Annotated in this window: 13 protein-coding genes and 1 pseudogene; 12 read left to right on the top strand and 2 right to left on the bottom strand. The window is 62.9% G+C overall.

The features are described from left to right. The 4 genes from C8K18_RS32665 to C8K18_RS32650 all read left to right on the top strand — a co-directional run. Positions 1 to 1,149 (top strand): type VI secretion system Vgr family protein (locus tag C8K18_RS32665; protein ID WP_132384651.1); only part of this gene is annotated, 1,149 nt, incomplete at its 5' end. Next, entirely contained in the window at positions 1,150 to 3,183 is a 2,034-nt protein-coding gene (locus C8K18_RS32660) for a phospholipase D-like domain-containing protein (RefSeq protein WP_107711036.1), read from the top strand. It abuts the gene before it with no gap. 3 nt (positions 3,184 to 3,186) lie between these two features. After that, positions 3,187 to 4,467, top strand: a complete 1,281-nt coding sequence (locus C8K18_RS32655) for a sel1 repeat family protein (RefSeq protein WP_258196248.1) — start codon at positions 3,187 to 3,189, stop codon at positions 4,465 to 4,467. Positions 4,468 to 4,571: 104 nt separating this feature from the next. Continuing rightward, positions 4,572 to 5,552 carry a sel1 repeat family protein gene (locus tag C8K18_RS32650; RefSeq protein ID WP_308810928.1) on the top strand — a complete coding sequence of 327 codons (981 nt, stop codon included), beginning with the start codon at positions 4,572 to 4,574 and terminating at the stop codon, positions 5,550 to 5,552. Positions 5,553 to 5,647: 95 nt separating this feature from the next. On the opposite strand, the gene C8K18_RS32645 is transcribed toward C8K18_RS32650, so the two are convergent. After that, positions 5,648 to 6,400, bottom strand: a complete 753-nt coding sequence (locus tag C8K18_RS32645) for a 2OG-Fe(II) oxygenase (RefSeq protein WP_107711033.1) — start codon at positions 6,398 to 6,400, stop codon at positions 5,648 to 5,650. 178 nt (positions 6,401 to 6,578) lie between these two features. Between C8K18_RS32645 and C8K18_RS32640 the strand changes: the two genes are divergently transcribed. From C8K18_RS32640 to C8K18_RS32605, 8 genes and pseudogenes are all read left to right on the top strand, one after another. After that, the gene (locus C8K18_RS32640; RefSeq protein ID WP_107711032.1) at positions 6,579 to 7,421 is read left to right on the top strand and encodes a MaoC family dehydratase N-terminal domain-containing protein; all 843 of its coding nucleotides are present in this window, start codon (positions 6,579 to 6,581) and stop codon (positions 7,419 to 7,421) included. A 339-nt stretch (positions 7,422 to 7,760) separates the two neighbouring features. Then, on the top strand, positions 7,761 to 9,566 hold the full coding sequence (locus C8K18_RS32635; RefSeq protein WP_107711031.1) for a DUF2138 domain-containing protein: 1,806 nt from the start codon (positions 7,761 to 7,763) through the stop codon (positions 9,564 to 9,566). A gap of 27 nt (positions 9,567 to 9,593) precedes the next feature. Further along, positions 9,594 to 10,358, top strand: a complete 765-nt coding sequence (locus tag C8K18_RS32630) for a DUF1175 domain-containing protein (protein ID WP_107711030.1) — start codon at positions 9,594 to 9,596, stop codon at positions 10,356 to 10,358. Further along, entirely contained in the window at positions 10,355 to 15,172 is a 4,818-nt protein-coding gene (locus tag C8K18_RS32625; RefSeq protein ID WP_107711029.1) for an alpha-2-macroglobulin, read from the top strand. Before C8K18_RS32630 ends, C8K18_RS32625 begins: the two co-directional genes overlap by 4 nt. 91 nt (positions 15,173 to 15,263) lie before the next feature. Beyond that, positions 15,264 to 17,001: pseudogene (locus tag C8K18_RS32620) on the top strand (DUF2300 domain-containing protein). Beyond that, a complete protein-coding gene (locus tag C8K18_RS32615; RefSeq protein ID WP_107711028.1) occupies positions 16,998 to 17,891 on the top strand; it encodes a YfaP family protein in 894 nt (297 codons plus the stop codon). The pseudogene C8K18_RS32620 and the gene C8K18_RS32615 overlap by 4 nt, the downstream one beginning before the upstream one ends. A 22-nt stretch (positions 17,892 to 17,913) precedes the next feature. Continuing rightward, the gene (locus tag C8K18_RS32610) at positions 17,914 to 18,711 is read left to right on the top strand and encodes a YfaP family protein (RefSeq protein ID WP_181324966.1); all 798 of its coding nucleotides are present in this window, start codon (positions 17,914 to 17,916) and stop codon (positions 18,709 to 18,711) included. A 261-nt stretch (positions 18,712 to 18,972) separates the two neighbouring features. Next, complete coding sequence (locus C8K18_RS32605) at positions 18,973 to 19,338, top strand: hypothetical protein (protein WP_107711026.1); 366 nt, start codon at positions 18,973 to 18,975, stop codon at positions 19,336 to 19,338. A 120-nt stretch (positions 19,339 to 19,458) separates the two neighbouring features. Here C8K18_RS32605 and rpoD read toward each other — a convergent pair whose 3' ends face one another. Beyond that, a complete protein-coding gene (gene rpoD / locus C8K18_RS32600) occupies positions 19,459 to 21,453 on the bottom strand; it encodes an RNA polymerase sigma factor RpoD (protein WP_053859622.1) in 1,995 nt (664 codons plus the stop codon). Positions 21,454 to 21,992 lie beyond the last annotated feature (539 nt).

Below are 21,992 nucleotides of genomic sequence, written 5' to 3'. Positions count from 1 at the left end.
ACCGAGCATTCGGGCAAGTCGCAACTCAATCTTGGTTACCTCGTCAACAGCAAGCTCGAATATCGGGGCGAAGGCTATGAGCTAAGGTCATCGGGTTGGGGGGCGCTGCGCGCGGGCAAGGGCATCATGGTCACGACTTATGACCGCCCCGGCGCGAGCGGCAAGCAGCTCGACATGCAGGAAACCATTGCGCAGCTTGAGAGCGCGCTGGAACTTGCAAAGGCACTCGCTGCGTCCGCCAGCAGCGCAAAGGCCGAGCCTGCCGACACGGCCGCACAGCAGCAGATGAAGGAGGATTTCGACGGCCTGAAGAAGCCGGGACTGCTGATGAGCACGCCCGCATCAGCGGGCATTGTCGCGGGCGACGGCGTGCAGTTCGCGGCGCAGGAAAGTATCTCAACCGTTGCCGGCAAGAACGCCGACTGGAGCGTGACGAAACGCTTCACGGTTGCAGCGGGCGACAAGATCTCACTGTTCGCGCAGAAGCTCGGCGTGAAGATTTTTGCGGCCAAAGGCCCGGTTGAAATTCAGGCGCAGAGCGATGCCATGTCGCTGATCGCCGCACAAGACCTGACGATGGCAAGCGTCAACGGCACAGTGCGCATCAGTGCGAAGAAGGAACTCATACTCGAGTCAGGCGGCGCGTTCATCCAGTTGAAGGACGGCAGCATCACGCTGGGCGGCCCGCTCGATCTGTTCATCAAGACCATTACCGTTCAGAAGAAGGGGAAAGCGTCGCTGAACATGCCGCTCGACTTGAACCATCCTTCGCTGGCCGGTCTGCCGACCGTGCCGTTCACGGTAAATACAGCGGGATCGCCGGCGACGAGAGCAGCTATGTCGGCCGGCATGCCCTACAAGCTTTTCGCTGGCGGCGCGCTGGTTAAGCAGGGTGTATTCGATGAAACCGGGCTGCTTCAGATCGATCACCATCCCACGACGCAGGAATACTCGCTGAAGCTCGCGAACGGCGTCAGCTACACGATTCCCGTTGCGGAAGAATACCGGGGCAACGCTGACAACGGCGCACTCGCCAATCAGGGCATTCCGTTTCACCAAGGCCGGCCCGGTACGGCTGCTGGGGCGGTTGATCGCGCGGAACACCGCACGAGTTACAACAAGCTGCTCAACCCTGATACGGACGTCTGAATGACAAAACAACAATCCATTACCGTTCCGGTCGCGCTGTCCAGCACCCGCAGTGCAACGGTCCCGTCCCCGTGGTTTGTGCAGAACACCGAATACAACCCTGCGCCCGCAACGTACCTTCCGCTCGTGAACGGCGAGGCGGCATTTGGGGCTGTGTTCGACGCGATACGGCAGGCGGAGCACAGCATCGATATTTTGTGCTGGGGTTTCCAGCCGTCGATGTATTTCAGACGCGGCGGCGATGCGCACGGTTCGCCGTCAATTGGTGAACTGCTCGAATTCAAGGGGCTCGAAAAACCCGGCATCAAGATCCGGCTGCTGGTCTGGAGCGATTCGCTGCACGTGGCTTCCTTCTCGGAAGACATGATGCCTGGTAACCACGGAATATTCGGCTTGGCGGGTGCCGCAAGCGACGGCCGTACCCGTGCCCAGCAGGAGTTCGATCAGCTCTGGTACCGACGAGCTAACCTGAATAATGTGACGCGGACTTCAGCCGAGACGAGAGTTAATCCGTTGTCGAAGGCAAAGTCTACCGCGACGGCGGTACTCGGCGCATTGCCGGGCGCGTTGAAGCCATTGAAGAACATCGAATTCGCCACGCGCGATTTCGATCTGAGGGAACGCGCTGAAATCGCATGGCGGACCTGGATGAGCGGCCCGCACGGCGATCCCAAGCTTAGAGATGTCAACACTGCGGCGATGACGGCTGAGCCCTCGCATCACCAGAAGATGGTGCTTGTCGATTACGAGGTTCCGGAACAGGCAATCGGGTTCGTGATGGGGCACAACACGCTTGACGAATACTGGGACAGGGACGACCACACCTACCTGAGGCAGGCGCCGCGGATGGGGCGCAACGGCCTTCATCCCAGACAAGACATGTCCGCCAAGGTAACGGGGCCGATCCTCGACTGCCTGAACCGTAACTTCTGCCAGGCTTGGGACGACGCAACCGGCCAGAACCTGACTCACGCTCGGGCGGCACTGGCTGGCAGACTGACGCTGCGCCGCGACCCGAAAAACGGTACGCCGGTCATGGCGCAGATTGTGCGCACGCAGTCACAGTTCGGCAAGAACGGCAAGGGCAGCAAGGACGCCACCAAGGACATCTCAGCGCTGTACCTCCAGGCGGTGAACAACACGACGAAGTTTGTGTATATCGAAAACCAGTATTTCCGCTACATGCCCGTGGCGGACAAGCTGCGGAAGAACGTCAACGCGCAGATAGCGGGCGGACGCAATCCCGCGAAGCACGGCGTCGTCTATCTGTTCGTGATCACGAACTCGAACGATGACGGCATCGGCCTCGGGACGGTCAGCACCTACCAGATGCTCGATGCGCTCGGATACGGCGACCGGATGCCCGGTATCGAGAAACTGGAGAGGAACGACCAGCTTGCGCAGCAGGAACAGGCGTTAGAGAAGCAGCTCGCCGACGAACAGGCCGCCAGCAAGCGCGCGATGATGCAGGGCGCGGATTTCTCGCATATGCAAGGGCTGGCCAACTACCTTCAGGACGGACAGGCCCGACAGAGCGAGTTACAGCAGAAACTCGAGCAGACGAGGCAGGAGCAACGCCGGACGGCTAGCGTCAGCGCGGACGGCTTGACGAAGGACGGGGATCTCGTGCCGCCGCAGGATATGCCCGGCATGAAAGTGCTGGTCTGTACTTTGGTCGCCCCGGATATGCCGGCAGGTAAGGAGTGGGACTACGTCTACATCCACCAGAAGCTGATGATTGTCGACGACGTGTTTACGACGCACGGCTCGGCCAACGTCAACCGGCGCAGCATGGAAGTCGACAGCGAACTGAATATCTGCCATGAGCATGGCGGAGCGACGCGCGCGCTGCGCAAGCAGTTGTGGGCGCTTCATACCAACGATCTGGGCGCGCAGGACGACATTCCGGAGGCGTACAAGCAGTGGAGTCGCGTCATTTTTCGGAACACTCAGAACCAGGGCAATAAGCTGCCCCCGGTGGCATCTGTCGTGGGCTTTCTGCGTACGTCGCCCAAGCGCACTTACGCGGACTGAGCCGTGAGACGAGGCATTTTTATCGCCCTGCTGGCGGGCCTTGCGTGCGCCTGCACAAAGGAGAACTCATTGACTTCACTGCCTGACCTGAGCGCCGTGCGCGCAAATCTCGCCTTTACCTGCGTGCATGAGGCCGATCATTTGCCGTCGCTCGATTCCGATGCGGACCAGTTGTTCAGATACGCCCGCTGGCTGCAAAAACAGGATGGCCCAAAGGACTTCAGCGATGTCGCGCGGTATTACCGGATAGCGGCAGCGCACGATCACTACAAGGCCAACACGAACCTTCAGGCGCTGGTGTCGACGGGACTGGCCGATTCGCCTAACGCACAGAAAGAGACAATCGACCTTGCGGTGCAACTGGTGAAACAGGGCGTGCCGGGCGGCTATTATGATATCGCGCATTACCTGGAACTCGGCTACGGCCTTAAACAGGATAGCGTGACGGCCTTGCGCTATTTCCGCAAGGCGGCGGATCTGGGTAATGCGGATGCGCAGTATTACATCGCTCAACAACTGTTTCCGATCGACAGGGCGCCGGATGTTGCCCAGCAGATGTGGCGATGCGCAGTGGACCAGGGACACGGCAAGGCGGCGCTCGAACTAGGGATTGACCGTACGATACATAAGTCCTACGGCGAAGCACTCATAGCCTACCAACGGGGGGGCATGGCGGGAAACAGCCTGGCTGCGTCGTCTATGGAACACGGCTTCAAGGGCCCGCCTCCGTCCAATACTCTGGACTACCTCGCTGTTCCCAACGATCCCGAACGCTCGCGCCGCTACAAGGCGATCGGTAAACTCCTCGACGACAACGAAGGTCTGAATCCGAAAGTCCCCGATGTCGACCAGATCGTGCCGCTGCCGCCGGCGCAACTGCCCGCATGGGACGGCACGTTCCAGTGGCAGAAGGAACAGGACGCGGCCAAGCCGCCGCAGAAGCCTGCCGAATCGCTCGTTGCAAAACTGGCGCGTGAGAAGAATCTCGACCCGGCGACAGGGCTGCCACTCGTGCCCGCCAAAACCGCGGAAGCCGAACGCGTGCCGCTCGGCACGGTGGTGTCCACGGGCGCGGTATGTCCGCAGGACGGCATCTGGAGCGACGGGCGCTGGGCAGACCGGAATCTCGAAGCGACATGCCGTTTCAGAAAAGGCGAGACGATGCCGCAACTTGCCATGAAGAATCCCCGGCCCATTCCGGGACTCGACGCGCTGCTCGGCATGCGCATTTACCGGACCAATGCGCGCTGGCGTCTTGTGGCTTACACCGACGAGACAGCCTGAACCATGTATGAAGCCGTTGATAATTCCGGGGCAATTTCATGAGGCGAGGCGTTGTTGTCGCCGTGCTGGCGAGTCTTGTCTGCGCGTGCACGAAGGGGAGCCCATTGGCTTCACTGCCTGACCTGAGCGCCGTGCGCGCGAATCTCGCCTTTACCTGCGTGCGTGAGGCCGACCACCTGCCCCCCCTCGATCCGGATGCGGACCAGTTGTTCAAATATGCCCGCTGGCTGCAGAAGCAGGACGGCCCAAAGGATTTCAGTGATGTCGCGCGGTATTACCGGATTGCGGCAGCCCACGATCACTACAAGGCCAACACCAATCTTCAGGCGCTGGTGTCGACGGGCCTGGCGGATTCACCTAACGCACAGACAGAGGCGGTCGATCTGGCGGTGCAACTGGTGAAACAGGGCGTGCCGGGCGGCTATTACGACGTCGCGCATTACCTCGAACTCGGCTACGGCCTTAAGCAGGATAGCGTGACGGCCTTGCGCTATTTCCGCAAGGCGGCGGACCTCGGCAGCCCGGATGCACAGTATTACCTCGCGGAGAAGCTGGACCCAATTGATGCCGCCCCCGCGGTTGCGTTGCAGATGTACCGGTGTGCAGCCGACCAGGGACATGGCAAGGCCGCGACCTCACTGGCTCTTGATCGTTTGACGGATAAGTTCTATGTCGAGGCCCTTAGGGCTTTCCAGCAGGGCGTCTTGGCGGGAAACAGCCAAGCTGCGTCGTTCATGGAAAACGGCTTCAAGGGCCCCCCGCCGGACGATCGCCTGTACTACCTTGCTGTTCCCAACGATCCCGAACGCTCGCGCCGCTACAGAGCGATCCGCAAATTCCTCGACGACAATGAAGGTCTGAATCCGAAAGTCCCCGATGTCGACCAGATCGTGCCGCTGCCGCCGGCGCAACTGCCCGCATGGGACGGCACCTTCCAGTGGCAGAAGGAACAGGACGCGGCCAAGCCGCCGCAAAAGCCTGCCGAATCGCTCGTTGCAAAACTGGCGCGTGAAAAGAATCTCGACCCGGCGACAGGGCTGCTACTCGCGCCCGCCACAACCGCGGAAGCCGAACGAAGCCGTTGACCATTGAGAACATGCAGGCCATTGCTGTCTCGCGTGGTGGGCGTTGCCTGTCCCGGCACTACGTCGATTGGCAGCAGGTAACCCGCACAACCCCCTCAACTCCCATCATGAAAAATAACCCCCACCGTACACCTCCGCCCCGACCGTAACCGACTCACCCCATGCCGCAGATTCACCCGATACGCCCCGCGCGTGCCCTGCACAGGCCGATGATGAACCGCGAACACCACGGCGTCTCCCTTGCGCAGCGGCACGACTTCCGTCCGCGATTGCATCCGCGGACGCTGCTCGGTCATGACGAATTCGCCGCCGGTAAAGTCGTCGCCGGGTTCTGACAGCAGAATCGCAACCTGTAGCGGGAAAACGTGCTCGCCGTAAAGGTCCTGATGCAGGCAGTTGTAGTCGTCGGTGGCGTATTGAAGGATCAGCGGTGTAGGGCGCGTCTGACCCGCGGCATGACAGCGCTCGATGAACTCCGGGTGCGCCGCCGGATAGCGGACATCGATTCGCATCACTTCATTCCAGCGATTCGCCACCGGCACGAGATGCGGATAAATCCCGTGGCGCAACTCCGCGATCAACGGCGGCAACGGATACGCAAAGTACTTGTATTCGCCCCGCCCGAAACCGTGCCGCGCCATCACAACGCGGCTGCGATACAACTCCTCGTGCGGATATAACGCGGTGAGCGCGTCGCATTCGTCGCCGGTCAGCAGCTTGGCCAACATCGCGCATCCATAGCCGTTCAGTTCTTCTTCGACGTTGAACCAGTCGATCGCCTCGATGCGCGGTGCAAGCGAACTTGCGTGAGCCGGGTTATGGCGCGACGGCTTCGCCACCGTATTCATGACTGTCTCCCTCTGCGATATACGAACGATGATTCAGTGTAAGCGCGTGTCCGGCGCCGCGCACTCCGACTCTTGCTCTGCAATTCTCATCGATGCGATAGAACGTTGAGCTTTGCGGAACCGTATCGCGTCGTCCATAGTAGGTGCTGTGAATCTGAATGCTCACCGGAGGCATGCCATGTCCGATGTAATAGAAAAACTCGACGATTGGCTCGGCGCAGAGCAAGTCGCCAAAGACCACATCACCGCGTTTCCGCTGGCGGCCCTGGCCGCGACGCTGAATCGCGAGGAAACCGGCGATACGATCCCGCCGCTTTGGCATTGGCTCTATTTTTTGCCGATCTCGCCGCTCTCCGAAGCCGGCCCCGACGGCCATGCGAAGCGCGGCGACTTTCTGCCGCCAGTGCCGCTGCCGCGCCGCATGTGGGCGGGCGGCCGCTTGACCTTCCATGCGCCGCTGAAAGTGGGGGAGCACGCCACGCGCACGTCGACGATTGCGAACATCGAAGAAAAGACGGGGCGCTCCGGCCGCCTCGTTTTCGTGACCGTGCAGAACACGATCGAGGTCGACGGTCAATTGAAGCTTGAAGAAGAGCACGACATTGTCTACCGCGATGCGCCGCCGGCCGACGCGCGGCCGCAGCGGCCCCAACTCGCGCCGGAAGGCGAAACGTGGAGCCGCACCATCGACGCCGACGCCGTCATGTTGTTCCGCTATTCGGCGTTGACCTTCAACAGCCATCGCATTCACTACGATGAGCCTTATGCGACGCAGGTGGAGGGCTATCCTGGGCTGGTTGTCCACGGTCCGTTGATCGCGACGCTGCTCGCCGACCTCGTGCGCCGCGAGCAGCCGGAAGCCACGCTGCAGAGTTTTGCCTACAAGGCGCTTCGCCCGACCTTTGCCGGTCAGCCTTTCAAGGTGTGCGGCGCGCCGTCGACGGATGGTAAAACCGTCGAATTATGGGCAAAAGATCATGAAGGATTTTTGACGATGCGGGCGACGGCGGCAATTGGCTAACTTCAGAACGGAAGTGATTCCGTTCTGCATACGCTGCCCGGCATTTAAAATTGTGCGTAATCCAAAGACCCGGCTCGTGTAGGTTTTTTGCCTCTAATGAAAACGATATTGCCGCGCGAGCTGTGAGACGATTACGGCATTAGCCGACTGGCACGGCGACGCACGGTTTTATAATCTCCTGCTGCATTAATCGAGGTCAGCTCGATTTTGTTAAATGCAGTTTCGGCTGTTGTGCGGTTAAAAATATCGGTTATCATCGCTGCCTTCAGCGATCGGTTACGGCGGCTTAATGCGACCGGCATCGACGTTAATATCGTCGCATCGAACAGAAAAAATCAGATGAAGATGTCGCGTAAAAAGATTGCAATCCTCGTGGCCGTGCTTCTGATCGTGGCTGCCGTCGTCATTCAGGCGGTGTGGCGTCCATTCGCACATCGCAAGGCGGCCAATACGGGGGAAGTCGTTCTCGATATTCACCATCCCGACGCGGTGATCGACAGCGAAGCACTCTCGCGTTTGCCGCGCGACATGTTGCGTGTGCCATTACTTCACGACGTGCTCACGCAAGACTTCGTCGACTATTACGAATCGGCCAATACGCGCCTTTCCGCCGAAGGTGCTTTGCGGCGCCTCGCATTCGAACATCAACTGGACTGGCGCGACGAACTGATTCGCCGCGTTTTCGATGAACCCGCGCATGTGCTGCTGTGGCGCTCGCCGGACGGCCGGCTCGGCTACTGGATCATGTCCATCCGCCGGAACGGTCTTGCGAAATTGCTGCAAGGCGTGGGCAACGTCGCTGCAAGCGACTCGCAACTGAGCCAGGTCGCGAAGCTCTCGGGCGACGTGCCGGTCTATGCATTGAAACTTGCAGTCGGCCGCACGCTTTTGTTCGCGACGAAGGACGACCGTCTGGTCGTGCTGTCCGCGCCGGGCGTGCTGCTCGACGAAAAGGGCAGTGTGCTGAGCGAACGCGCCGATGCTGTGTCCGACATGCTCTCGTCCGGTCGCGACGATGCCGCGCGCGCCTATCGGCTGGATGCGGCCGGCGATGCGCCGAAGGGTCATCGTCTGATCGTGTCGGCGAATTATCTGTCGTTCGGCTATCAGGCGTTCTTTTCCGGCATCGACGCGTTGCGCTTTGATTTTTCGCCGAACGGCAACGCCGCGGCGAGCTGGCGCACCTCGGCGTTGATCGATCCTGGCAAGCTGCCGCAGCAGTGGAACAGCGCTGACTTGTGGCGTGCGTTGCCGGCCAACGCTGCGGCGTGCACGAGCTTGCCGGCGGACTGGAAAGAGGCATCGGCGCTATTGGGCAAGGTCGCCGATGGCGGCGATGCGGCCGCGGCAATCGGCGATCGTCTGACAGGACCGGCGGCTGTCTGCTGGTACGCGAAGTCGACGCTGGTCGCGCCGGTGTTCATCGCGCGCGTGAAGGCGCAGGATGCCGCGTCCATCGCGGCGCTCAAAAGCGCGCTCGGCAAGACGTTCGGCGACGTGATCGGCGCCTATGAAGCGAAGGCGGCGAAGGCGGACGGCAACGACGCGGGCTATCGCCGCTTGCCTGTCAGCACGCGCGAGCAGGGCGCGGATGTCACCGTGTGGCAGCGGCCGGTCAGCGCGCGCTCGGGCACGGCGTTGAGCAGCAAGGCGTCGTTCGCTTCGCAGTTATCGGCGGAACGCTATTTCCCGGTGACGCTCGCGCTCGCGCACGGCTACGTGATTTTCTCCCCCGATGCGCGTCTCGTCGACGACACGCTCGCAGTGCTCGACAAGCGTTACCCCGCGCTCGCCGATACGCTCGCGCCGGAGCGTTTGCCGCGCACTATCCTCACGCTGACGCCTGCATCGGCGGCCGCGCTGATCGAACGCGAAGCAGGCGCCGCGCTGCCGGCCGATCAGGAGGCCGTATTCCGCAACGCGTCGCGCACGCATCTGACGCCGAAGCTGCGCGCGCTCGCGCACTATCCGGCGCTGTCGTTGTCGCTGCCGCAGAGCTTGCCTGGCTCGACGGGCTGGGTGCCGGTCGAGTGGTGGTTCGATCGTGCGAAGAGCGATGCAAACAGCGATGCCAGCGGCGACACCGCGTCGAACAACGCCGCGACTCAGGCGCCCGCGGAGCAGCCCGGCACCGAGGGCGATTAAGTGCGCCGCCTTCGTGTAGCAGGCGCTATGCGTGCGCCTCGCGAGTCGCACGCGGCGCGAGGAGTCGCGCTCGCGGCCTGGGATGCGAACACCGCAAGCGTCACCACGGCTTCTCGCCGCGCATGCCTCTCGCGCATCGCCACGTTTTTCGCGCTAACCGCCGCCGCGCCCTACGCACACGCGCTCGGCATCACCACGACAGCGCCCGACCACGACGCACTCACCACTCAACAATCCGCTGCGTTTCGCGCGTGGTTCACGCGCATCGTCGATCAGCAAATGCGCCGCGGCCCGACGCCGCGCTGGACGCAACGCGACTGCGCGGGCCTCGTGCGCTTTGCCGTCGGCGAAACGCTGCGCACACACGACAGCAAATGGCTGCGCGCGAACGGCATGACCGGTCTTGCGGACACAAGCAGTCTGCCGCCCGAACTGCAACTGTCCGCGTCGCAGCGCACGATCGCGAATCGCTGGACGCAGATCGACGGCTCCACGGGCGCGTATGCGTCGGCCATCGCGCTGATTCAACGCAATAGCCGTTTCGTTTCGAAGGACGTCAACAAGGCGCTGCCGGGCGACCTGCTGTTCTTCGATCAGGGCGACGACCAGCATCTGATGATCTGGCTCGAGCGCTACATCGCTTATCACACAGGCACCGTCACGCCGACCGATACCGGTCTGCGCGCGGTCGCCGTTTCCGACCTGATGCAATGGAAAGATTCCCGCTGGCAACCGCTCGACGGCAATCCGAACTTCGTCGGCGTGTTTCGTTTGGACTTTTTGACACCATGACCCGAATGAATTCCGTTGTCGCGATGAGCCACTGGTTGCGCAGCACGCGCCGTCGCTCGGCACTTATCTTGGCGACGCTGCTTGCGGCCATCGCGCTCGCGGCGACAAGCAGCGCCGCGTTCGCCGGCGACGACGCATCGTCGAGCGCGGCCGCGACCGAGTCCAGCATCGCAGCGAATCCCACATTGAACGCCGCGCCGACGAGCAACTACAGCTCGCAGAAGGTGGACGGTCAACCGTTCTTCCTACTCTCGGATGCGAGCTTCGGCAGCAATCAGACCGCGCAGGTTCGGCTCGAAGCGCCCGGCCGCGATTTCAAGGACGCATTGCAGCCCTACGGCGGCGCGGACATCGTCGTGTATCGCGTGGGCAAACCGCTCGACTTTCTGAAGGCGCAGAAGAATTTGCATCGGCTGAATGTCGCGCCGAATTATCAGGGCGAAGGGCTCGCGAACACGCTCGCTTATTTGTGGGACCGCTGGTTCACCGAGGCGCGCCGCGCATGGCAGCGTGTGCTTTCGTTCGCGACCCGCAGCAAGGCAACCGAAGCCGCGCCGCAATTCAGGCTCGGCGAGCAAACCGGCAAGCAGACGCAATTTGAACAGAACTCGCAATTCGCGCCGCTGAAGGGCTACGACTTGGTCGCGCGCTTTCGCTATCCGATCTGGGACGCGAAAGTGATCGAGCCGCCCAAAGGCGTGAACCTCGCGGGCAGCAGCAGTAACTTTATCGAGGCAAGCGCGGGCAACGTGATGATTCCGGTGGGCAAGCTGCCGCCGGGGCTTTATATCGTCGAAGCCGTGATCGGCAACTATCGCGCGCATACGCTGCTGTTCGTGTCGGATACAGTCGCGGTCGTGAAGGCGGCATCGAGCGGAATGCTCGTGTGGACCACGCGGCGCGACAACGGCAAGCCGGTCGCGAATACGGACGTGAACTGGACCGACGGCGTGGGCGTTTTGCAAAGCGGCACGACGGGCGGCGACGGTGCGCTTCTGCTGCAACACGTCAGCCCCGAGCGCAGCTATGTGCTCGGCGTCGATCCGCAGGGCGGCGTGTTCGTGTCCGAGAATTTCTATTACGACAGCGAGATCTACAACACGAAAATCTACGCAGTCACGGACCGGCCGATGTATCGTCCGGGCGACCCGGTGCATGTGAAATTCATCGGGCGCACGTTCCAGAACGCGACGCAATCGTCGGCGCCCGCGGAGGCCGACATCAAGCTCGACGTGCTCGATCCGAACGGCTCGCCGGTCGCGACCACGAAGGCGCATTTCGCTTCCGATACAGGCGCGGACACGTCGTTCACGCTGCCCGCCGACGCGACCGCCGGCGGCTACACGCTGCGCTTCGACTACAACGGCGACGTGTATGGCAGCGCGTTTCGCGTCGCCGAATACGTGAAGCCGCATTTCGACGTCAACCTGTCGATGGACAAGGCCGACTACGCAACCGGCGAGCCGCTGAAGGGCAAGATCCAGTTGCGCTATCCCGACGGCAAGCCAGTGCGCGACAGCAAGATTTCGGTCACGCTGCGCGCGCAGAAAGTGACGATCGTCGACGGCGAATTGCGTTATGCGGGGCTCTTTCCCGTCAAGCTCGAGCAGCAGGAACTGAAGACCGACAGCGACGGCAACGCAAGCCTCACGCTACCGGCCGCGACCCAACCTAGCCGTTACGCGCTGACGCTCTTCGCGCAGGACGGCGCCGCGTACAAGGTGCGCGTGACGCGCGAAGTGCTGATTGCTCGCGGCGCGACGCCGTATCGCCTGACGACCGCGAAGTCGTTCTCGCAGCCGAAGGAAGAGGTGAGCTTCGATCTGCAAGCGCTGGCCGCGCTCGACCCCGCAGCGCATGCGCCAGCAAAATGGGAATGGACGCGCCTCGAATCGCAAACGCATGCCGCAGGCACGTTGAAGAGCGAAGCGAATAGGGAGTCCAAGAGCGCAGGCGGCAAGCTGTCGTTCACGGTCCAATTCGATCAGCCCGGTTCGTACATGCTGTCGGTGAAGGACGATAGCGGCAATCTGCTCGCCGCCGTCAGCCATTGGGTCGCGGGCGACGGGCTCAAGGCGATTCCGGGCAGCGTCGAGATCGTATTCGATCGCGACAAGTACAAGATCGGCGATACGGCCGAGGCGCTGATCACGTTCCCGTTACCCGTCGACGATGCGTTGCTGACGCTCGAACGCGATAACGTCGAGCGGCGGGCGCTGCTTAGCGCAGGCGGCGACTGGCTGCAACTGCAACGCGTGACGCCGATGCAATGGAAAGCGCGCATCAAGGTCGGCGAGGACTTCGCGCCCAACATGACGTTTTCGGTGCTGTACGTGCATGCCGGCGAATACGCGTTTCAGAACGCGGGCATCGTGGTCGCGCAGCCGCAGATCGAACTGAATGTGAAAAGCGACAAGCCGGTGTACGGTCCCGGCGACACGGTCACGCTCAACTTCGACAGCACGTTGAACGGCAAACCGGAAGCGGCGAATCTGACGGTGAGCGTGGTCGATGAAATGGTCTACGTGCTGCAGCCGGAGATCGCGCCGAACATCGTCGACTTTTTCTATCACCCGCGACGCAACAACGTGCGGACCTCGTCGAGTCTGTCGTTCATTACCTACGACCTCGCGCGTTCGCCGCTCAAGGGCGCGCCCGGCGGCCCGCAACGCGCGAACTACAACGAGCGCGGCGTGAAGGTGCTGGAACGGCCGCGTCGCGACGATCAGGACACGGCCGCGTGGGAAGGCAATCTGAAAACCGACGCGAGCGGTCACGCGACGATGACCTTCAAGATGCCGGACTCGCTCGCGCGCTGGCGCATCACCGTGCGCGCGGCCGCGCCCGATGGCATGGTCGGTCAGCGCACCGCATACCTGCGCTCGGACAAGGCGCTGTATCTGAAGTGGAGCGGGCCGTCGCGTTTCCGCGTCAACGATCAGCCGGCCATCGACATGATCGCCTTCAATCAGACCGATGCGGACATGGACGCGCAGTGGCTCGTCGAGGGCGGCGGTTTGTCGCTGAATCAGAAGGTCACGCTCAAGCGCGGCGCGAATTATCTGCGTCTGCCGAGCGGCGCGTTGAAGGCCGGCGTGATCAACGCGAGCTTGCGCCGCGGCGATAAGGACGTGGACCGCTTGCAGACCACGATTCGACTCGACGCAAGCGGCTGGCTCGATCTGCACCAGAACACCGTCACACTCGACGATACCGGCAAGCCGCTCAATCTACCGCAAGACGCGCAGGACGTGAGCGTGCGTTTCGTCGGCAATGCGGCGAGCCAGTTCATGCGCGTGGCCGACGATCTGATCGACTATCCGTATGGCTGCGCCGAGCAGACGTCGAGCCGGCTGATTCCGCTCGCGCTTGCACACGACGCGATCGGCCGTGGTGACAACGCCAGTTCGACGCAGGGCATCGAAGCGTTACTGCGCAATCAGCGGCAACGTCTTGCGATGCTTGCGGGCGTCGGCGGCACGTTCGGCTGGTGGGGCGACACGACCGGCGGCAGCGCGCTTGTCACGGCCTACGCGTATTACGCGGACTGGCTCGCGAGCCGCAGCCTCGGCATCAGCTTGCCCGCCGCCAACTGGCAGCACGCGATGGAGGTGTATCGCGACGCCGGCGCGAAAGAGCCGCTGTTGCATCGTGCGTTGGCGCTGTGGTTCATGCAGCAGATGGGCTTGCCGGTTGCGACACCGGTATCGGGCGTCGCGGCTGACTTGATGAGCGATGCGGCGGCCACGGCGAAAGCATCGGCTCGCGCTGCGGCCAATGCCGCATACAGCCCGACGGACAGCATCGTGTTCGCGCAAGCCGACTCGCCGCGCGGCAAACAGATGGCGACGCTGCTGGTCGCGAGCATGGCGCGCGGCACGGGCGCTCAAATGCCGGACGGTTTTGATGCCGCGGCAAGCGCGGCACGCGTCGCGTTGGGCAACGATCCTGCGCCGCTCGTGCAAAGCCTGCTTGCGATGTCAGGCGACGGCGTGGGCGTCGATGCAACTGCGTTGCTGGCGAAAAGCAGCGCCGACTACCCGACGCTCGACCGCGCGCTGACGTTGCTTTGGTTGCGCAAGGCGTTTGGCGGCGACGTGGCGGCTGCGTCGTTGCCGTCGCTGCAAGGCGCGGGCTGGACGCGTGCTGCGACAGCGACCGGCACGCCGTTGTGGAAATGGACTGGGGCCGCGCTGCCGTCCGCGCTCGACGCAGGCGCCGCGCGCGCGGACGTCAGCGCAATCGTCTCGTTCCGCAGTCATGCGAGCGAGGACAGTCGCCTGAACATCACGGTCGCGCGTCGCTTCTACAAACTCGAGCCGCTCGAAGTGAAGGCCGATCCGAAGAAGCAGGGCGCCGCCGAGAGCAGCGTCGGTCGCTCGGCTTTCACCGCACGTCTCGTGAAATCGGGCGATGCAATCGACAGCAATGCGCTGTACGTCGACGAAGTGACGCTCACGCCGCGTTCGGGCAACGCCTATCACTATGGGCTGCTCGACGTGCCGCTGCCGCCTGGCGGCAGCGTCGAAGCGACGAGTTGGGGCGTGTCGATCGACGGCTTGCCGGGCGAGAAGGAAGGCGAGAGCGGGCCGCAACCGTTCGCGCGCGCGGCATCGTATGAAATGGGCGAGCTTTCGTATCATCAGCCGGTGCCTTTGCTCGACCGTCCGGTCGCGTTGCGGCAACTGGTGCGCTTCGCATTGCCGGGCACGTTCGCATTGCCGCCCGCGCGCTACTTCCGCATGTATCAGCCGGATGCGAAGGCGTTCGAAGGCGGCAAGAGCGATCGCGCGACGACGCTGCGCATTCAATAGCGAGGCGTCGGCAATGTTCCTCGGCACGCTCGTCAGGTCGGTACGCGGTCGCGTTGCAGCAATGCTGCGGATCGCGTTCGCCGTGGCCGCGATGTGCGTGTTGTTTGCAGCGAATGTCGAGCGCGGGTATGCGGCGGTGGCGTCGGCATCGGCGTCCGCTTCCGTTGCGTCCGGTGCCGCGTCCAAACAGGCATTGCGCTTTGCGTGGCTGCGTGATGGACAAAGCCAGCTTTGGCAGGCCGACGCCGGCGGCGCCGCTGTCGGTCTCTCGCCGCAATCCGCGGTGCCGTTGCCCGCGACACTGGAGACGCCGCTCGGCAGCGTATGGAAACTCTTCGTCTACGGCTATCTCGTGGACCGGAACATCGCGACGCCGGACTACACATGCAGCGGCGGCGATCCCGAAGAAGTGTATTGCTGCATGACCGGCGGTCGTATCGATCGCGAACACGCACTCGTGCAATCGTGCGGACGCTTTTTCGAGCCCGCGCGCCTGCAACTCGATCCCGTCGACTGGCGCAAGTACTGGACCGCCGCGAATGCGCCAACCTGGCTGCGCAACCTTCACGCGATGACTCCGACGCAGCGCGTGCCCGTCGCGCAACTGCTTGCCGCATTGCAGGCGATGCCGGCGCGCCCGCGCGAAGCGGCGGCGAGCACGCTGGTCTCGGTGCTGACGAGCGGCCGGGGCGAAGGCACCGTGTCGCTCTACGGCAGCCTGCTGCGCGCGAAGACCTGGACGATGCCCGACGCGGCGCGGCCCGGCGCATCGGTGGGCGGCGCGGCAGGCTGGCTCGCGGACGGCACGCCGATCTGGCTCGGCGGCCCTGGCGGCAGCGCGCGCGTGCTCGCGTCCGCTGCGCCGCATCGCGCCGCTGCTCACGCAAGTCGCTGTGCCCGATGACGGCGCATGCGTCGTCGTCGATTTTTTCAGCCGCTATCCGATTCGCGAAGTGCTCGGCGAGAAGAGTCCGAAGCGACCGACGGCGATGGTGCCCGGCGGGCCGCTGAACGGCGAGTTTCGCGTGGGCTTTGTGAACGGCAACTGGGCGCGCGTGACGAGCCGCGGAGAACTGCGGCTCGATCGCAATGCGGCGGGCGTGCCGCAACTGATCGGCCGCTTCGGCATGAACGACTATGTGGCGCGAGTGGTCGAGCGCGAAGGCGACACGGCGCAGCCGGAAGCGGCCAAGGCGCTGGCCGTGGCGGCGCGCACTTACGCCGTACAGCATGGCGCGCATGATCACGGCTGCTTGCGTATCGACGACAGCAGCAACACGCAGCGCGTTCTGCCGCGTGCGCCGACCGCAGCGGCGCGCCGTGCCGCGGACGTGACCGACGCGCTCGTGCTCACCGGCGTGCCCGTGCAGTATCACCACGACAAGGCCGCACCTGGGCAAATGAGCTGGCTCGCCGCGAAGGCGTCCGCGCAAACGGGACTGACGTTCGACGCGATCCTCGCGCGCACGTGGCCGCAGGCGACGCTGACTTCGTTCCAGAGTCCGTTGTCCGGCGATTGCGTCGCGGTGGCCGGCGCGCGCGAATGGCTGCAGCGCAACGCGCCGTTGTGGGCGCGGCGCATGGACGGCGCAGCCGGCTACGAGACGCCCGATTTGCCGGCGGTCTGCGCGGTCCGCGAAGGACGTCCGTATGCGGATGCGCAGCGCAATCGCGTGTATGTGTATCGCCTGCAGAGCGAGGAAGATCGCATCGCGCTCGCACATGAATATGTTCACCTCGCGTTTCAGCACCATCCGCGTGGGCTCGATGAAGATTTCGTCGAGCGCACCGCGCGCGTGCTGATTCGTACCGACAATCCGATCCAATGAACGACGTGACGTTTTTATTCCGGTTGAGGCGGTCTTCGGCGGCGAGTTGGGCTCGCTCGCGTGTCGCGACGCTGCTGGGTGCGGCTGCTTTGGGCGTGGTGGGCACATTCGGCGCGGGTCTTTTCGCTGACGCCTACGCGGCTGGGAAAGACGGCGCTGTCGCCGATCTGACCGGCGCGTTCGGCGGCTGGCGTCATAGCGGGCTGACGAACGAAGGCGAGCAATTCGTCGCGGCTTATCCGCGGCCGCCGATCGATCGCGGCGCGCAGCGCTATCGCACGCTGATCGAAGGACGCCTCAGGCAGATCGACAAGCACGCGCGTAAGCCGCCGACGCTCGTCGTCAACGGCAATGCAACGCCGCTCTATACCGACGACGAAGGCGCGTTCGCGCGGCCGTGGGCGTTCGGTGCGGGCTCGAACAGCGTCGAACTGATTTCCGCGGATGGCAGGCAGCGTCAGCGCATGCAGTTTTACGAAGCGGACCGCAGCAAGCCGCAGGCGAAGCTGCGCGCGATGGTCACGTGGGACGACCCGCGTGCGCAGGTCGATTTGCATGTGATTACGCCTGGCGGCCTGCACGCGTTCTTCGGCAATCCGACTTTGGAAGACGGCAGCGGCTTCGACGTCGATTCCGTGGACGGCGCGGGGCCGGGGATTTTTTCGTCGGCGGCGCCGGAGCATGGCACGTGGCTTTTCTTTCTGAACTACTGGGGCAATTTCGATTCGACCGGCTACAACTTCGACGCCGCCGCGCACGACCGCGACGTGATCACCGCGACGTTGACGCTGGTCTTCAACGAAAACACGCCGAACGAACGGCGCGAAACGATGATGGTGCCGCTGCGAAAAATCGGCGACCTGATGCTCGTGAAGAGCGAGCGACTTTGATAGCGGGACGGGAGCAGTAACGATGAAGCGCAGAACGACGGGATGGATGAACGCGGGCCGCGGCTTGCTGCTGCTCGCATGCTTGCAGGGCATGTCGGCCGCGCAGGCGAGCGACATCGACATGAGCGCGCCGCTGAACGGCTGGCGTAATACCAGCGGCGACAACGAACGCTATACGCAGGACGTGCACTATCCGGCGGTATCGGTGACGACGCCCGAAGGGCAGTCGGGATTCGCGCTGATCCAGGGGCAGATTCGCAACGCGCCGAAGAAGAAGGGCAACACGGTCGGTACGCTGGTGGTCGACGGCACGCCGTTGCCGCAACGCATCGAAGAGGACGGCAAGTTTTCGCGGCCCTATGCGTTTCCGGCGGGCAGCAACAGCGTAGAACTGCGCGCGCCGGACGGCAGCCGCAAGCGCGTGCAGTTCTACGACGCCTACAGCGGCAAGACGCAGCCGAAGCTGCGCGTCGTGCTCGCGTGGGACACCGACGGCACGGACCTCGACTTGCATGTGGTGTCGCCCGATGGCGCGCATGCATGGTACGGCGAGCGCGTGACGCCGAACGGCGGCGCGCTGGACGTCGACGTGACGACGGGCTATGGGCCGGAGATTTATTCGTCGGCCGCGCCGTTGAAGGGCACCTATCTCGTCTACGTGAATTACTACGGCAGCGGCAGCGGCCGCAGCGACATGACGGTCGCTCAGGTGACGATCATCAGCAACGAAAACACGCCCAGCGAAAAGAGCGAGACGATCCGCGTGCCGATGCGCAAAGCCGGCGAACTGACGCTCGTGAAGACGTTTGTGATGCCTTGAGCGGCGCGTGTTTGTTCGCTTGCGTACGATCGAGCCGCAGCACGTGCACGCGATGAAAACTGTGCGCGCTCAGACACTTGAGCGAGTCTTGCGCAGGATATCCACAGGCTTGTTCCCAGTTTCTGTGGACAACAATGATAGTGGTGTTGGGCGCTTGCACTTACGCTCCCTTACAGGGCTTCAAGTTTCAGCCGGTCACGGTCGATACAGCTTGTAAGCGGCTCTGCGCCGCAAGCCTTGAAGAAACGAACGGAGGTTGCAATGCAAATCGACAGCGCATTGCCGTCGACATCACAAGCCACTGCTCGTGCAGCGAAGAATGCTTCGTTATCGTCTGCCGGCTCGGGCGATGACGCTGCGTCGCGCTCCTCTAACTCGAACACGTCTGAGCAGGACGCGGCTGTGCATATCTCAAGCGAAGGCGCCGCTGCGGCGGCTCTTGCGCCTGATGCGGCAAGCGAAGGCGCTTCGGGTTCGGACTCGTCGGCGGTGAAGTCGTTTGCGTATGGCACGCTCGGACTCGAACGGCCGGATCAGCCGCACGAAGAGCGCAATGCTTTTTACACAGCGGGACGTTGGCTCGCGGCGGGCATCACCCTTGGCGGCATCGTTTCGCTGCTTATCTGACTGCTCGTGAGAGTGTCCGGCTGAACGGACGAACTGCGTGAGGGGACTCGAGGATTTCAGGCGGGGCGCGCTTGCCGTGCGATGTGCACGGCAAGCGCGATGTGATGCGGACGTTGTTGCTTAGCGGTCGAGGAACGATTTCAGTCGATCGGCACGGCTCGGATGCATGAGCTTGCGCATGGCCTTGCTCTCGATCTGGCGAATGCGCTCACGCGTGACGTCGAACTGCTTACCGACTTCTTCCAGCGTGTGATCCGACTTCGTGTTGATGCCGTAGCGCATGCGCAGCACCTTCGCTTCGCGCGGCGACAACGAGTCGAGCGCGTCGTCGATGGCGGCGCGCAAGTCGGCTTGCATCGCCGCATCCGCCGGCGACGAAGCCGCCGAGTCTTCGATCATGTCGCCGAGCGTGGCATCGCCGTCGTCGCCAACAGGCGTTTCCATCGACACCGGCTGCTTGGCGATCTTCAGAATGCCGCGCACCTTCTCTTCCGACAGATCCATGCGCTCGGCCAGCACCGACGGATGCGCTTCCTGACCCGTCTGCTGCAGAATCTCGCGCGAAATGCGGTTGAGCTTGTTGATCGTCTCGATCATATGCACCGGCACGCGGATCGTGCGCGCCTGGTCCGCGAGCGAACGCGTCACGGCCTGACGAACCCACCACGTTGCGTACGTGGAAAACTTCCAGCCGCGACGATATTCGAACTTGTCCACCGCTTTCATCAAGCCGATGTTGCCTTCCTGGATCAGATCGAGGAACAGCATGCCGCGATTGACGTACTTCTTTGCGATGGAAATGACGAGACGCAGATTCGCCTCGATCATCTCGCTCTTCGCCTTGCGCATCTTCGATTCAGCCGCGACCATCTGGCGGTTGATCTCTTTCAGATGCTTGAGCGGCAGCGAAACCGTGGCTTCGATATCGATCAGCTTTTGCTGTTCCGACTGAATCGCCGGCAGATGGCGCTCGAGCGCCGCGCCGTACGGCGTGTTGCCGCGCGCCGCACGCTCGGTCCAGCCGAGATCAGCCTCATGACCCGAGAACGATTCGATGAACTTCTCGCGCGGCATGCCGCTCTTCGTGACGACGATCTGCAGAATGTTGCGCTCGATTGCACGCACCTGCGCGACCTGATGCTGCACGTCGCCGCACAGACGGTCGATGGTGCGCGCCGTGAAGCGGATCTTCGCGAGATGCTGCTGGATCTCTTCACGCGCCTTCTGGTACGCCTTCGAGCTGACGTCGCCGCGCGTGTGCGACGCGTTCATCTGGTCGTACAGAATGCCGACTTGCGCGAAGATTTCGAGGCAGTCGCTCGTGAGCTGCTTCAGGCGTGCTTCGTCTGCCGCCGACGAGTCGGCCGGGCCGACGTCGTCGTCGCTATCGCTGTCGTCGTCTTCGTCGGCATCCGCGTCGACGTCGGCTGCGGCGTCCGCGCTGGCGGTTTCTTCTTCCGCAGGGACGTTGTCTTCGTTCAGGCCGTCAACGAGTTCGTCGATGCGCAACTCGCCGTCCGCGACTTGCTGGGCGCTGGCCAGAATCGCGGAGATTGCGAGCGGGCATGCGGCGATTGCCTGCACCATTTCGTGCAGGCCGTCTTCGATGCGCTTCGCGATCGCGATTTCGCCCGCGCGCGTCAGTAGCTCGGTTGCGCCCATTTCGCGCATGTACATGCGCACCGGGTCGGTCGTGCGGCCAAACTCGGAGTCGACCGTGGACAACGCGACTTCGGTTTCTTCGTCCGCCTGATCGTCGGAGACGACAGCGGGGGCGTTCGAGTTCAGCAGCAGCGTTTCGGCGTCCGGGGCCTGCTCGTAGACCTGCACGCCCATGTCGTTGAACGCGCTGACGATGCTGTCGATCGCCGCCGTCTGCGCGAAGTTATCGGGCAGGTGGTCGTTGATCTGGGCATGGGTCAGGTAGCCTTGCTCCTTGCCCAACTGGATCAGCGCACGCATCTGGCGCTGACGCTCTTCGGCTTGCTGCGGCGGCAGTTCGGCCGCCACGGGGATCGCTTTGCCCGCACCCTTGCCCTTGGGCGTACGGCCCGACGGAGCCTTTGTGTAGGCTGCGGTTTCGTGTTGCGAATCTTCGCGATCAAAAGGGTTCACGTATTCTCCTCGAGAGGCTTCGCTATGAGACGCAAGACGCGACCGTCAGGCGTTTCGAGCATGGCTCAACATCACCTGAGTGACTCAACGCGGTTATAAGGCTGTGTGCTCTGGGGAGCAAAAAAGATGAGCCCGCTTGGAGCGGGCCGATAGAATGTGCGAAATTCGCGCGGCTCGCATTATATACGAGCTTGCGCCTTCGCGCGCATTGTGCGCAGCAATTCGTCGCATGTTGTTGCCGGTCTTCATACTGTGCGCGACCGACGAATGGCAGACCTGTAACTATAGACCAACTTGCTCGTGTTCACACGAGTGCGTTGTCCCAGGTTGTCCTCGTCGTCCTATGTGGAAGCTCTCTATATATATGTAGCGCGCGAACGTGACGAGCGTCGTGCGCGCATGCAAAAGAAAATTCGAGGAGGGGGTTGACGGCTTGTCACTCGATCTTCATAATCTCGCTTCTCTGCTGCTGATGCAGCGACGCAGAACGAAGCAGTGCCGGGTGGTTGAAATGGGCGCTGTGAAGTGTGCGAACCGAT

The organism is Paraburkholderia sp. GV068 (genome assembly GCF_003058125.1).
Taxonomy (GTDB): Bacteria; Pseudomonadota; Gammaproteobacteria; order Burkholderiales; family Burkholderiaceae; genus Paraburkholderia; species Paraburkholderia graminis.
This window is presented reverse-complemented; position numbering and strand designations above follow the sequence as displayed.

Bases quoted from the DNA above. Each gene is read 5' to 3' on its own strand.
- C8K18_RS32625 (WP_107711029.1), top strand. From the start codon at position 10,355: ATGACCCGAATGAATTCCGTTGTCGCGATGAGCCACTGGTTGCGCAGC.
- C8K18_RS32630 (WP_107711030.1), top strand. From the start codon at position 9,594: ATGCGTGCGCCTCGCGAGTCGCACGCGGCGCGAGGAGTCGCGCTCGCG.
- C8K18_RS32615 (WP_107711028.1), top strand. From the start codon at position 16,998: ATGAACGACGTGACGTTTTTATTCCGGTTGAGGCGGTCTTCGGCGGCG.
- C8K18_RS32645 (WP_107711033.1), bottom strand. From the start codon at position 6,400: ATGAATACGGTGGCGAAGCCGTCGCGCCATAACCCGGCTCACGCAAGT.
- C8K18_RS32635 (WP_107711031.1), top strand. From the start codon at position 7,761: ATGAAGATGTCGCGTAAAAAGATTGCAATCCTCGTGGCCGTGCTTCTG.
- C8K18_RS32605 (WP_107711026.1), top strand. From the start codon at position 18,973: ATGCAAATCGACAGCGCATTGCCGTCGACATCACAAGCCACTGCTCGT.
- C8K18_RS32640 (WP_107711032.1), top strand. From the start codon at position 6,579: ATGTCCGATGTAATAGAAAAACTCGACGATTGGCTCGGCGCAGAGCAA.
- C8K18_RS32660 (WP_107711036.1), top strand. From the start codon at position 1,150: ATGACAAAACAACAATCCATTACCGTTCCGGTCGCGCTGTCCAGCACC.
- C8K18_RS32610 (WP_181324966.1), top strand. From the start codon at position 17,914: ATGAAGCGCAGAACGACGGGATGGATGAACGCGGGCCGCGGCTTGCTG.